At 53.3% G+C, this 12029-nt stretch carries 11 protein-coding genes; 2 read left to right on the top strand and 9 right to left on the bottom strand.

Annotated features, from left to right (window positions below; all coding sequences use genetic code 11):
- Nucleotides 1-4: 4 nt before the first annotated feature.
- The 5 genes from AC0LWF_RS20850 to AC0LWF_RS20830 form a co-directional block, all read right to left on the bottom strand.
- Entirely contained in the window at nucleotides 5-868 is an 864-nt protein-coding gene (locus AC0LWF_RS20850) for an SDR family oxidoreductase (protein WP_474653457.1), read from the bottom strand.
- 90 nt (nucleotides 869-958) lie between these two features.
- Nucleotides 959-1372, bottom strand: a complete 414-nt coding sequence (locus tag AC0LWF_RS20845; protein ID WP_474653519.1) for an Rrf2 family transcriptional regulator — start codon at nucleotides 1370-1372, stop codon at nucleotides 959-961.
- A 92-nt stretch (nucleotides 1373-1464) separates the two neighbouring features.
- On the bottom strand, nucleotides 1465-3372 hold the full coding sequence (locus tag AC0LWF_RS20840; protein ID WP_474653456.1) for an ABC transporter ATP-binding protein: 1908 nt from the start codon (nucleotides 3370-3372) through the stop codon (nucleotides 1465-1467).
- Nucleotides 3338-5119, bottom strand: coding sequence for an ABC transporter ATP-binding protein (locus AC0LWF_RS20835; RefSeq protein WP_474653455.1), 1782 nt, complete (start codon nucleotides 5117-5119; stop codon nucleotides 3338-3340). Before AC0LWF_RS20835 ends, AC0LWF_RS20840 begins: the two co-directional genes overlap by 35 nt.
- Before the next feature lie 3 nt (nucleotides 5120-5122).
- The gene (locus AC0LWF_RS20830; protein ID WP_474653454.1) at nucleotides 5123-5536 is read right to left on the bottom strand and encodes a hypothetical protein; all 414 of its coding nucleotides are present in this window, start codon (nucleotides 5534-5536) and stop codon (nucleotides 5123-5125) included.
- A 194-nt stretch (nucleotides 5537-5730) separates the two neighbouring features.
- Here AC0LWF_RS20830 and AC0LWF_RS20825 point away from each other — a divergent pair, with 194 nt between their 5' ends.
- The gene (locus AC0LWF_RS20825) at nucleotides 5731-6180 is read left to right on the top strand and encodes a carboxymuconolactone decarboxylase family protein (protein ID WP_474653453.1); all 450 of its coding nucleotides are present in this window, start codon (nucleotides 5731-5733) and stop codon (nucleotides 6178-6180) included.
- A 148-nt stretch (nucleotides 6181-6328) separates the two neighbouring features.
- The gene (locus AC0LWF_RS20820) at nucleotides 6329-7240 is read left to right on the top strand and encodes a sigma-70 family RNA polymerase sigma factor (protein ID WP_474653452.1); all 912 of its coding nucleotides are present in this window, start codon (nucleotides 6329-6331) and stop codon (nucleotides 7238-7240) included.
- A 421-nt stretch (nucleotides 7241-7661) separates the two neighbouring features.
- Here the strand turns inward: AC0LWF_RS20820 and AC0LWF_RS20815 are convergent, their stop codons facing one another.
- Genes AC0LWF_RS20815 through AC0LWF_RS20800 form a run of 4 tightly spaced genes read right to left on the bottom strand, consistent with a single transcriptional unit; the run spans nucleotide 7662 to nucleotide 11857 of the window.
- On the bottom strand, nucleotides 7662-9050 hold the full coding sequence (locus tag AC0LWF_RS20815; RefSeq protein WP_474653451.1) for a family 4 glycosyl hydrolase: 1389 nt from the start codon (nucleotides 9048-9050) through the stop codon (nucleotides 7662-7664).
- A gap of 18 nt (nucleotides 9051-9068) precedes the next feature.
- Nucleotides 9069-9974 carry an ROK family protein gene (locus tag AC0LWF_RS20810; protein WP_474653450.1) on the bottom strand — a complete coding sequence of 302 codons (906 nt, stop codon included), beginning with the start codon at nucleotides 9972-9974 and terminating at the stop codon, nucleotides 9069-9071.
- Nucleotides 9971-10708 carry a 6-phosphogluconolactonase gene (locus tag AC0LWF_RS20805; RefSeq protein ID WP_474653449.1) on the bottom strand — a complete coding sequence of 246 codons (738 nt, stop codon included), beginning with the start codon at nucleotides 10706-10708 and terminating at the stop codon, nucleotides 9971-9973. Before AC0LWF_RS20805 ends, AC0LWF_RS20810 begins: the two co-directional genes overlap by 4 nt.
- An 18-nt stretch (nucleotides 10709-10726) precedes the next feature.
- Nucleotides 10727-11857, bottom strand: a complete 1131-nt coding sequence (locus tag AC0LWF_RS20800) for an ROK family protein (protein WP_474653448.1) — start codon at nucleotides 11855-11857, stop codon at nucleotides 10727-10729.
- Nucleotides 11858-12029: the final 172 nt, after the last annotated feature.

Genomic DNA, 12029 nt, shown 5'->3' with positions numbered 1-12029 from the left:
AAACTTATGACAGCTTGCTTACAACTTGCTTTAACGCATCCTGGATTGGCGTCAGCGGACGACCGAGCAGCTTCTCGAAGTCATTGCTCTCTACTGCAAGCGAGCCGTCGCGAATCCCTTGCTGAATGCCGACTACAATCGGAATGGCGAAGTCCGGTACGCCAACGCTCTTCATAATGCCAGCATAAGTCTCATCGTCTACCTGCTGGACGGCAACTTCTTTGCCTAGAACAGCGCCAAGCGCGGCTGCCAGCTCTTCCTGTGTCAGCAATGTGCCCGACAATTCATACGTCTTGTTCTCATGCCCTTCGCCTGCAAGTACAGCCGCTGCTGCTTGCGCATATTCCTGATGCAGCGCCCAACCGACTTTGCCGGAGCCTGCGGAAGTTACCCAAGGCGCTCCTGCGATGACTCCTTGAATGCTTCCAGCTTCATTCTCGAGGTACCAATTGTTCCGCAGCAACGCATATGGGACGCCGCTTTCGCGAAGCGCTTGCTCTGCCGCTTGATGCGGAGGGGCGAACAGAATCTTGCTGTCAGTGGCGCCAGCAAGGCTCGTATAAGCGATGAAGCCGACTCTCGCACGGACAGCGGCTTCGATTGCATTCACATGCTGGCGCATCCGCGTCTCTGTGTCGCCGTCAGTCGAGATGATCAAGATACGGTCAATGCCTTGGAATGCCGCATCGAGCGTCTCTGGTTGTTCGAAGTCACCGTGGCGAACGTCGATTCCTTGTGCACGCAGCCCTTCTGCCTTCTCTGGATTACGTACGCTTACTGCGATCCGGCTCGCTGGCACCGTCTTCAGCAATTCCTCTACAACTTCTGCGCCAAGCTTCCCAGTTGCACCTGTCACTAACAATTTCATCGTCTTTTTCCTCCTTATTGTTGTATCCAGTATTGTTATAACAACTTAAGTTACAACATGTGTATAAAAGAAAGGTTCTTAAAAGAACCTTTACTTAAACTTCTCAAGCAGCTGCGCAATCGTCGTCTGCGCGAGCCTCTGCTCCATGAGCGCCTGCGCTTCCGCAAGCTCCTCTTGAAGCACCTGCTCAATATTCCGCCCAACGGGGCATTCGATCTTCGAGTGCTCATGAATGCGAAACAGCTGGTTATTCTCCGTCACGCCCACGGCGCGATACACATCAAGCAGCGTGATATCGGCAGGGGCTTTCAGCAGGACCGTCCCGCCTACGCCCGGCCTGACTTCGACCAGACCGGCTTTCTTCAGCATCCCCATGATCCGCCGGATGACGACCGGGTTCGTGTTGACGCTGCCTGCGATATAGTCGCCTGTACAATCGGGCGCAACGGCGATAAGAGAAAGTGTATGAACCGCAATTGAGAAACGCGTACTAATTTGCTTCACTTTAACCACCACCGTTGTAACCATTATAGTTACTTCTCATCTGACTGTCAATAAAGCGGCAATTTTATTCGTGCAATAAGCAATAAGCAATGCTAACGCGTCTGCTCTTGCGCCGCCCATTGATTGTGAACCAGACCGGCGTAGAAGCCGTTCATCCGGCGCAGCTCCTCGTGCGAACCTTCTTCGATAATTTCCCCGCCGCTCACAACAAGAATGCGATCGGCTTCCCTGATTGTGCTCAGCCTATGGGCAATGACGAAGCTCGTTCTTCCTTTCATCAATGACTTCATCGCCTCTTGGATGTGAAGTTCCGTCCGCGTATCGACACTGCTCGTTGCCTCATCCAGAATGAGAATCGCTGGATTCGCCAGCACCGCGCGCGCGATTGTGAGCAGCTGCTTCTGCCCTTGGCTCAGGTTGCCGCCATCGGCGCTTAGATCTGTATCGTAGCCTTTCGGCAGCCTTCGAATGAACGTGTCTGCATTCGCGTGTCTAGCCGCCGCCTCTACTTCTTGATCGGTAGCCTCAAGGCGTCCATATCGAATATTTTCACGGATTGTCCCTGAGAACACATATGCATCCTGCAGTACAAGTCCAATTTGCCGCCGCAGCTCCTGTTTGCTGAACGACTGAATATCCTCGCCGTCAATCAAAATGCTCCCCGACCCGATCTCATAGAAACGCGTCAGCAAGTTAATGACGGTTGTTTTGCCTGCGCCTGTTGGACCTACCAGTGCAATCATCTGGCCAGGCTCGGCGTGCAGCGAGAGCTGCTTCAACACCGGCACATCTGGCTTATAGCCGAAGCTGACGCGATCGAACACGACCTCGCCTCGTATCGGGCTTGGGCCCTTGCGATTACCGCCCTGCGTGAACTCGCTATCCTCCTGCATCTCAGGCTCCAGATCCAGCACCTCAAAAACGCGCTCCGCTCCGGCAACCGCCGATTGGAACAAGTTATATTGATTCGCGAGCTGGTTGATCGGCTGGCTGAACTGCGTGGAATAGTTGAGAAAGCTGACGATAACGCCAATCGTAATCAGATCATGATAAGCAAAAAGACCGCCGCATACCGCAATGATAACAAACGTCAAATTGCGCATCGTGTTCATCATCGGTCCCATCGAGCCGGATAGGCTCTGAGCCTTGATGCTGACAGTCCGCAGCTTTTCGTTAATGTCGCGGAACTGCTCGGTTGAGGTTTCTTCCCGCCCGAATACTTTGACCACCTTCAGCCCCGAGATCATCTCTTGAACGAAGCCGTTCACCTCGCCAAGATGCTTCTGCTGCTGCGTGAAATAATGCCGCGTATACTTCGTAATCTTCTTCGTAATGTACGCAATGAGCGGTACGGTCAGAATGGTGATCAACGTCATCCAGCCGCTTAACACGAACATCATGATGATGCTGCCAACGAGCATCAGGACGCCCGAGATCAGCTGAACGACCGTTTGATTCAGCGTATTGGAGACATTGGCGATATCGTTGGTCGCCCGGCTCATCAGCTCGCCATGCGTCTTCTGGTCGAAGAAGGGCACAGGCAGCCGCTGATAATGGGCCATAATATCTTTGCGCATGTCGCGAACTGTATTTTGCGATAAGCTCGATGCCGAATACTGCTGAATCCACGTAAATGCCGCACCAAGCAAATAGACGCCTAATAAAAGCATGCCCATTCTCATAAATCCTTCAAAATGGCGGGGAACAACGTAGTCATCGACCATTTTACCGATCATATAGGGACCTAGTAGCGCAAGACCGGAGGTAATGATTGTGCTCAGCACGACGACAAGCAGCGCCTTGCGCTGTCTTGCCAAATAACTGCCGATCCGCCGCAGCGTTTCTGCCGTATTCTTCGACCTTACCTTCTGAGGACCCCCGAGCTGCGGCCCGAAGCCTTGGCGAAAGCCCATCTGATCGAAATTCGCCGCCGGAGCCGGAGCCTGCGTCGCTGCTTGGTTCGCGTTAGCTGGACGCGATGGATTGGTGCTGTTCGACATATGCCGCAACCTCCTCCTTGCCGAATTGGGATCGGTAAATATCTTGATATACTTCGCAAGAAACGAGCAGCTCCTCGTGGGTGCCGCTGCCAGCGATCATGCCATCGTCGAGCACAATGATTTTATGCGCCTGGGCAACTGACGTAATGCGCTGCGCGATGATGAACGTCACCGTGTCTTTCATAATTGTTGTTAAAGCATCGCGGAGCTTCCGCTCGGTGCCAAGATCCAGCGCACTCGCGCTGTCATCCATAATCAGAATAGGAGGTTTGATAAGCAGGGCGCGCGCAATCGACACCCGCTGCTTCTGGCCTCCGGATAAATTGACGCCCTTCTGACCGAGCAACGTCCCATAACCATCCGGCAGCTTGACGATGAAGTCATGTGCCTGTGCAATCCTTGCAGCCTCTTCAATCTCTGCTTGCGATGCGCGAGGTTTGCCAAAGGCAATGTTATCTCTAATCGTGCCCGTAAACAGGAACGATTCTTGCAGCATCATCCCGATACTGCGCCGAAGCTTGGTGAGCGGCAGATCCCTAATATCCTTGCCATCGATCGAAATGAAGCCGGATGTAACATCGTACAGGCGCGGAATAAGCTGAACAAGCGTTGATTTGCCTGAGCCTGTAGCACCAATAATCGCGATGGTCTCGCCGCGCCGGGCTTCGAGGTGGATATTTTGCAGTACGAGGTCCTTCGCGGCTGTCGAACCATTATAAGAGAATGCAACTCCGCTCAGCTTCACGTGCTGAACCGGCAACATGGCGTTATCACCCTCTTGGCGCTCCGCATCCTCGATCTTCGGCTGCGTTGCCAGCACTTCTTGGATGCGCTTCGCGGACACATTCGCCTGCGATACGTTCATGAGCAGTCCGCTGACCATCAGCAAGGAAGAGAGCACCTGAATGACATAGTTGATAAAAGCGACAAGCTCCCCCACCTGCACGGACCCTTGCGTCACCAGATCATTGCCGCCGTATAGCAGAATTGCTACGAGACAGGCATTCATAATAAAAGTAACGATCGGAGCGTTCAACGCGATAAAACGGGCCGCTTGAATGGAGATCTGCGTGTAATCGCGGTTAACCGCCTCGAAGCGCTCCGTTTCATAACGGGATCTTACGAATGCTTTGATGACCCGGATCCCTGCGACATTTTCCTGAATGCGCGTATTTACTGCATCGAGCCGCGTCTGAACCGCTGAGAACAGCTTGGATGAGAACTTGATAAGGATGATAAGAACGAGACTAAGCGCAACCAGCGTTCCAAGCAAAATAAGACCGAGCTGCACATTCATGAGCAGTGCCATCGCGACACTGCCGATCAGCAGGCTTGGCGCTCGCACGAGACCCTGAAGCGCAATCTGCAGCAGGTTCTGCACTTGAACGACATCGCTCGTCATTCGAGTGATCAGTGAACCGGACTTTAGCTGATCCACATTTTCGAAGGAGAATGTCTGCACCTTTCTGAACAGCGCTTCGCGGATATCCGCTCCGAAATTTTGCGAAGCGCGGCTTGCGAACAGGTTGCAGGCAACGCCCGTTACAAGTGACAGCAGCGCCACGACAGCCATGAATATTCCTGTCTCTTCAATGACGGAGAAATCGCGTTCGACGACGCCGAAAGTGACAATATGAGCAGCTAACCGTGGCTGCAGCAGATCGAAGAACACTTCCAAGAGCATAAAGAGCGGGCCGAGCAGAACGAATTTCCAATACGGCTTAATATAAGCCCTTAACTCCCACATGCGTTAGCTATCCCCTTCATTGCCCGTATTAGTGGCTGCATCTGCATCTGCATCTGCATCTGTATCGTCGGCGGGGGCTGATTCTGAATTTGGGGCTGGATCCGGAGCTGCGCCTGAATCCGTTGGTGAAGCCGCTGCCCCGGCTGCGTCCGATTCCAGCCGGTGGATGTCGAAATGCTGGGTGTATTCATCAATGATGGACTCGACCGCTTTCAACTCGCCAAGCACCGTTGGTCTGATGTCCTGAAACTCCGGCGTATCAAGCTGTCGCAGCAAGGTTGCGCGTTTCACTGTGAGCCGCTGCAGAAATTCAAGCGCCCGTCCTCTGCGGAAGGTTTGTGCTCCGTGATGATGGTGGCGATGTTTGCCATGCCCATGACCGTGTTCTCCAGGACCATGTCCGTGTCCGTGTCTCATAGGTTCACGTCCTTTCAATGTGTGCATACATTTGTATACAACTACTTATGTAACTACTGTATACAAACGTATGCAGTCCTGTCAATTCAAATAAATTTTGCTGTACCTGTCACAAAATCGGCTCCTCGATTGTCTTAGATAACGAAGCTCAAGAGATCAATTATTTTTTAATCAACCAATGGAGGTATACAAGTATGAAATTGAGAATGAACCATATGAATGCAAACCGCGCCGGCTTTCAAGCGATGCTGAACCTGGAAGAAGCGTCGAAGAAAATGGGCCTTGATCCTCTCCTGTATGAGCTCATTAAGATTAGAGCTTCCCAAATTAACGGCTGCTCCTTCTGCCTTGACATGCATGTGACGGACACGCGCAAGATGGGCGAATCCGAGCAGCGTCTTGCCCTGATCTCCGTTTGGCGGGAAACGCCGTTCTTCACGGAGCAAGAGCGTGCGGCACTCGCACTGACTGAAGCGGTCACTGTTATTTCCGCTCAAGGCGTGCCGCAGGAGTTGTTCGACGAAGTTCGCAGGCACTTCAGCGAGAGCGAAGTCGTTGCACTCGTGATGGCGATCAACGCGATCAACTGTTGGAACCGCATGGCGATTACGACAGGCATGTTCCCAGGCTGTTACGAAGTTTAATTCCGCACCGCGGCCGCGGGTAAACCTCGTGCGGCCATGTTTCAGACTAAAATAAAGCCACCCGGCGCTAGGGTGGCTTTATTGCTCGTGCATGGATAAAATGATAGTCAATAAGATCAAAAACCTGCAAAAGGAAGGAGCCGCCGTGATGATGAATGATGCGACGCCTCTGGCTCAGCCTGCTCAGATCGAACAGCTTTATCGCGACTACAAGCCCCTGCTCACATCGGTGGCATACCGGATGCTTGGCTCGATGAGCGAGGCCGAAGATGCGGTGCAGGATGTGTTTGTCTCTGTCAGCACGCAGGATAACGGCACTGTCGTGCAGCATCCGAAAGCCTTTCTCGTGAAGCTAGTCACGAATCGTGCGCTCAATATGATGAAGGCGGCGCCGCGTAAACGGGAGAGCTACCCCGGGCAATGGCTGCCGGAGCCGATTATTGAGCTGAATGCTGACGAGGCGCCGCTCGATCGGCTCGTTCGTGACGAGCAGCTCGGCTACGCCATGCTCGTCCTGCTTCAGACGTGCACGCCGCCGGAACGCGCGGTGTTCGTGCTGCGGGAATCGTTCGGCTACGATTACTCCGACATCGCCGCCATGCTGGATAAGTCCGAAGCCGCCTGCCGCAAAATCTGCAGCCGCGCAGCCGCCAAGATCGGCCATCGTCCGGCGGCAGAGGGCGACACCCCGCTCGACGCCTCCATCAAGCGGTTCGTCCAATCGTTCACGCAGGCGATCGACACCGGCAAGCTCGATAGCTTCATACATCTGCTCACCGAAGATGCCGTTATGCTCACTGACGGCGGAGGCGTTGTCCGCTCAGCGATCAATCCGATTGAAGGCCGGCACCGGATCGCCGCCTTCCTCGCAGGCATCGCTGGCAAAGGCTCGCTCGTTGGGGAATTCCGCGAGGTTGCGATCAGCGGACAGCGCGGCTTACTCCTGCTTCGCGAGGGCCGACCTCCATTCGCGATTATATTCGGGCCCGATGCGGGGCTTGGCGCTATTCAAGCGATCTATATGGTGAGCAATCCGGAGAAACTTCGGCGGATTACCTAACTCTCCGGCTGCAGCCCGCTCCTGTAGCGTACTGAGTACCCCTCTCACGCAGATTTCCAACGATTTTCGCCAATGCAGGGTAGCTGCTACTCCTCATGGGAGCTGCATTGGTGGAAAACCAGCAGATCGATCTGAAGAGAGTACTCCAGGGATCTACATTGGCGAAAATCCGGTGAGTTGTGCCAATGTAGCTGGTTTGTTGGACCTCTTTTGGAGGAAATCCAGCGATCCAAGCCAATTTAGTTGGTTTGCTGGACCTCTTAGCGGAAATCCGGCGATCCGAGCTAATGTAGCTGACTGCTGGACTACACTCGCATGAAGCGGTTCCCTACTTTCCGCCACCGCACGACAAAAGGTACCCCACCGGGGTGCCTTTTTGTCTTCCTGCCTTACCTTCATCCCATCTTCCTCAAGCCAACCTCTATCTCCAAGCCAGCTCCGGCAGAATTTCCTTCTGCAGCTCGCACATCTCGTCGATCATCGCGCATGCCTGGTAGTACGTTGGCGCTTGCGGATCGAGCAGGATTGCTTGAAGCAGCTTCGTCTTGGACTTCTCCAAGTACGCTTCCAGCAGCAGCTTGTGAATCATGCCTTGAATGTGAATCGTGCCGATTACTGCTGTCGGCAGCTCGATGCTCATCGGCTTCAGCTCGATGCCTTGGCCGTTAACGATCGCTTGCGTTTCCACGACCATATCGTCTGGAAGGCCTTTGATCGCACCTTTGTTCGGCAAATTCGCGGAATTGATCTCGATCTCATCGTCGAAGAAGATCGCCTCAATAATCGGAATCGCATACTCCTGGCTCGGACATACCTTCTCCTTGCTGAATTTGTACGCTTCTTCAGCCCACGACTCTTGCGTATTCACTTGCTCAAACAATCCTTTATCGAGGCTGTGCCCGCCTGCGCAGTATACGAAATCAGGCGTTCTGGAGCCTTCCTTCCATAGCTGCTCGCGCATTGGATCGTAACGGTATTGCAGCGACAAGCCCGCGTAGAAGTCAGATGCATACGACACATACTCGCCGCAGTGGTTCGTGCCTGGGTACGGATACATGCCATAAATTTGGTACATCGTGCGGGACAACCCGATATGGTCCCATTCCGCGAGACGGTTTGCTTTGCGCTCTTTTTCGTCGAACAATGGGTACAGGTCTTTGCCTGTCGCCTTGTCCCAAATTTTCGTGAAGAAGCCGAAGTGGTTCAGGCCGCCTGCCTCGAAGCCGATCTCTTCTTTCTTCATTTCGAGGAACTGGCTAACTTGATCAACACCCATGTCAAGACCATGGCACAAACCGACAATCTTGATCGTCGTCAGCTTCGAGATCGCTTCAACCAGCTTAGCCTCAGGGTTCGTGTAGTTGAGGAACCAAGCGTTCGGGCAAACCTTTTCCATCATGCGAGCAATTTCGAGCATTGGGCCAAGGTTTCGGAGCGTATGGAACATCGAGCCCGGTCCGCCGTTCTCACCGTAAATTTGCTTGCTGCCGTAGCGGCGCGGAACGTGGAAGTCCTGCGACCAGTAATGGTATCGGTTCACTTCAATCGCCACAATGGCAAAATCCGCATTTGTCAGCGCTTCTTCCAAATTCGTCGTGTGCCAGATCTTCGCGGAATGCTCGAAGGAATCGAACATTTCTCTCGCATATTTATAAGTGCGGGCTACGTTGTCCGCGCTAATGTCCATCAGTGCGATTTCCAGGTCCACATTCGACTTGAGACGTTCCGACAATACGATATCATTCAATGCGCCGAGCGCGAACGAGACGCTGCCCGCTCCGATAAGCGCGATTTTCATTTGCTTTTTCATAAAATGATCCATCTCCCTTTATCTTGATCGTTTCCATGCGGTATACGCAGCGCCAATGACGCCAGCATCAGAACCAAATACAGGTGCGGCAATACGAATCCGGCCGCGCAAGTTCTCGAACACCTTGCCCTTCGTGCTCTCCACAACCCGTTCAATCAGCCACGGATTGTGCTCGATCACCGAGCCGCCGATAACGAACATACCCGGATCAAGCGTCTGCATGAGAGAGGCAATCCCTCTGGAGAAATACTCGACCCACTGCGCGATAACTTCCTCCGCTTGCTTGTCCTTGCTTACATATTTATCAAACAACGTCTTCGCCGTAGCAGCGCCGCCGTATAGCTTCTTGCTCTCGATCTCCAAAGCGGTGCCGCTGCAAAGCGATTCCAATGTGCCTGCATACAGAGAATCATGTCCGTTGTCCCGATCCGAGACAATCATGCTGCCGATCTCCCCCGCGTAGCCGTTGGCGCCATGAAGCACCTCGCCCCGCACGACAATGCCGCTGCCGATCCCCGTGCTCACAGTGATATACATTGAGAGTGTGCTTCCTTGCGAAGCTCCCCGCTCCCCTTCCAAGAGGGCAATCACGTTCACATCGTTGTCCAAATACAGCTCATGCTCTGGAAAATACGACTTTACCGCATCCACCGGCACGCCTTCCAAGCAAGGTACATTGCCCGCATCGACGATGGAATCGGTCCCTTCGCGCCAAGGTACAGGAACAGCCATACCGATTACGCTCGCTCTGCGTTCGCTATCGACGATATCGACCAGACGCCGCACGCCGGCGAACAACTCTTCCGCGCTGCCGAAGCTGCTGGTCAGGACGGTTTCCTTACGAATAAGCTCCAGCTGCTCGTTCACTAATCCGACCCGGATGTTCGTGCCTCCGATGTCTACTCCGATGAAATATTCGCTCATCCTGCTTGCTCCCCACTGATGTCCAGATACTTCGCTGCCTGCGAATCCAAGTAGAAATCAATATGATCATAGCCGAGCAGCGCTTGAGCTGGCAGCTTGGCATCTGGATTACGGAAGATCTCCCGAACGATCTCGGCTTTGCGCTCGCCGGTAATCACCGTAATGACCCTTTGACTGCGAATCACTTGTCCAAGGCCAAGCGTAACCCCCTCCGAGAGCACCGTCCGCTCATGAAAATATTTCTGCGCCACTTCCTTCGTCGTTGCCGACAGGTCGACGACGCTGCTGTACTCCAGCACTGGACTTCCTGGCTCATTAAGCCCAATATGTCCGTTCATGCCCACGCCCATCAAGCTGAACGTAATTGGATACTGCTCGATGTACTGATCAATTCGCGAGCATTCCTGCGCCATATCTGCCGCTGTACCGTCGAAGAACTCAATCTGGCCGCTCTCAAGCGGGATCAGCGAGAACAAGTCTTGGTTCAGCATCTGATAGCAGCTGCCCTCGGAGCTGCGTTCAATCCCCACCCACTCGTCGAGACTGACGATGCGAAGATTCTTCAAGCTGCCGCTATCGCCAACGAGGCTGCTTGCGAACTGGGCGTAGCTCTTCTGCGGCGTACTGCCAGAAGCCAGACAGAATACCGGCTGCTCGTCTTGGGCCAATCGCTGCTGCATTTCCCGTGCGATTTCACGAGCCAGCTCTTCTTCGCTGTCAAAAATACGAAGCATGCGCCTTACTCTCCTCTCTTAAGTTGATAACACCTGAATCATTTCCTGCTGCAGGATCAAGCTCGCTGCGCCAACTGCCGCCTGATGCGCGGCATCGCTCACCGTAATCGTCGGCGTCCATTCGGTATATTGCTGTACGTATGCTTCGGTTCTGCTTCCTATAAGCTCCGGGAACAGCGCAGCCGTCTTGCCGCTGATAATGATCCGATCGATGTCCAAGATGCTGATCATATTGGCGATAACAAGAGCGAGATGGCGGGAGACGTAATCCGCGCAAGCTTCCCGCTCCTGTTCCTTCGTTAAGTCATACGTGCGAAGCAGCGTCTCAAGCCCGAGCTTGCTCTCGAGCCAGCCGACCGAGGACTTCTTCTTCCGATACTCCGGATCGAAGCACATATACTCAAGCTCGCCTGCGCTTGCATTGAACCCTCGGTGGAGCTCCTTATTCAGGATGATACCCGCTCCGACACCGTCACCCGCAGATATGAGAATAAGGTCATTCGGCGCTTCTTCCGTGCTCTCGAGCTGACGGAACTCCGCGATAATCGAGGCGTTCACGTCATTTTCCAGCAAGATCGGCAGCTGTACCCGCTCCTTCAATCTCGCCATAAGAGGCTCGTAAGCGTAATCCTCTTCGAGGTTGTCATGAGTCATAATTCGGATCGTGCGCTTACGGATATTGATGGCGCCATCGACGCCAATCCCTATGCCGAGAATGACACTGCCCATCGCCTTCGCTTTGCTCCGCATCCGTGCCACGATGTCCTCAAACATGCTTTCAAACTGTTCACTAAAAAAATGAATCGGCGTGTCGATTGCCTGCATATCGATGATCTGGCCGTATAGATTAACGAGCAACGCCGTCGTCCTCTTGCCGATCGTTTGAATGCCGATGGTGACATAGCTGTTCGCATTGAAGCGATAGACGGTACGTTTCCTGCCAAGTCCGCCGGATCCTTCACGACTCTCACCTGTAGCGACCAGCAGGCCGATCTGCTCGAAGAAGCTGACAATCTTGCTGACCGTTACGAAGCTCATCGCGGTTTTCTCCGTAATTTCGACCTTAGCTAGCTCCGGGTGCTGCAGCAGAATATCAAAAATGATTTTGCGGTTCTCATCCTTAATATTATTGGGGAGAAATGACTTCACTTGAGACCCTCCTTTCTTTATTTAAGTTTATTATTTAATTAAGTTTAATAATTATCTAAAATGAATCGGGCACTATAGAGCCCGTTCATTCACATCATATCCAAAGGCAGCTGATGCTGTCAATGTTAATGTTTATGTTGCATGGTGAAACGGCTGTCGCCGCCCTTTGACG

This window comes from Paenibacillus sp. sgz302114, from assembly GCF_056120345.1.
The sequence above is the reverse complement of the archived record's forward strand: the minus strand, read 5'-3'. Positions and strand labels throughout refer to the sequence as shown.

Bases quoted from the DNA above. Each gene is read 5' to 3' on its own strand.
- AC0LWF_RS20810 (WP_474653450.1), bottom strand. From the start codon at position 9,974: ATGAGCGAATATTTCATCGGAGTAGACATCGGAGGCACGAACATCCGG.
- AC0LWF_RS20820 (WP_474653452.1), top strand. From the start codon at position 6,329: ATGATGAATGATGCGACGCCTCTGGCTCAGCCTGCTCAGATCGAACAG.
- AC0LWF_RS20805 (WP_474653449.1), bottom strand. From the start codon at position 10,708: ATGCTTCGTATTTTTGACAGCGAAGAAGAGCTGGCTCGTGAAATCGCA.
- AC0LWF_RS20830 (WP_474653454.1), bottom strand. From the start codon at position 5,536: ATGAGACACGGACACGGACATGGTCCTGGAGAACACGGTCATGGGCAT.
- AC0LWF_RS20850 (WP_474653457.1), bottom strand. From the start codon at position 868: ATGAAATTGTTAGTGACAGGTGCAACTGGGAAGCTTGGCGCAGAAGTT.
- AC0LWF_RS20815 (WP_474653451.1), bottom strand. From the start codon at position 9,050: ATGAAAAAGCAAATGAAAATCGCGCTTATCGGAGCGGGCAGCGTCTCG.
- AC0LWF_RS20835 (WP_474653455.1), bottom strand. From the start codon at position 5,119: ATGTGGGAGTTAAGGGCTTATATTAAGCCGTATTGGAAATTCGTTCTG.
- AC0LWF_RS20825 (WP_474653453.1), top strand. From the start codon at position 5,731: ATGAAATTGAGAATGAACCATATGAATGCAAACCGCGCCGGCTTTCAA.
- AC0LWF_RS20840 (WP_474653456.1), bottom strand. From the start codon at position 3,372: ATGTCGAACAGCACCAATCCATCGCGTCCAGCTAACGCGAACCAAGCA.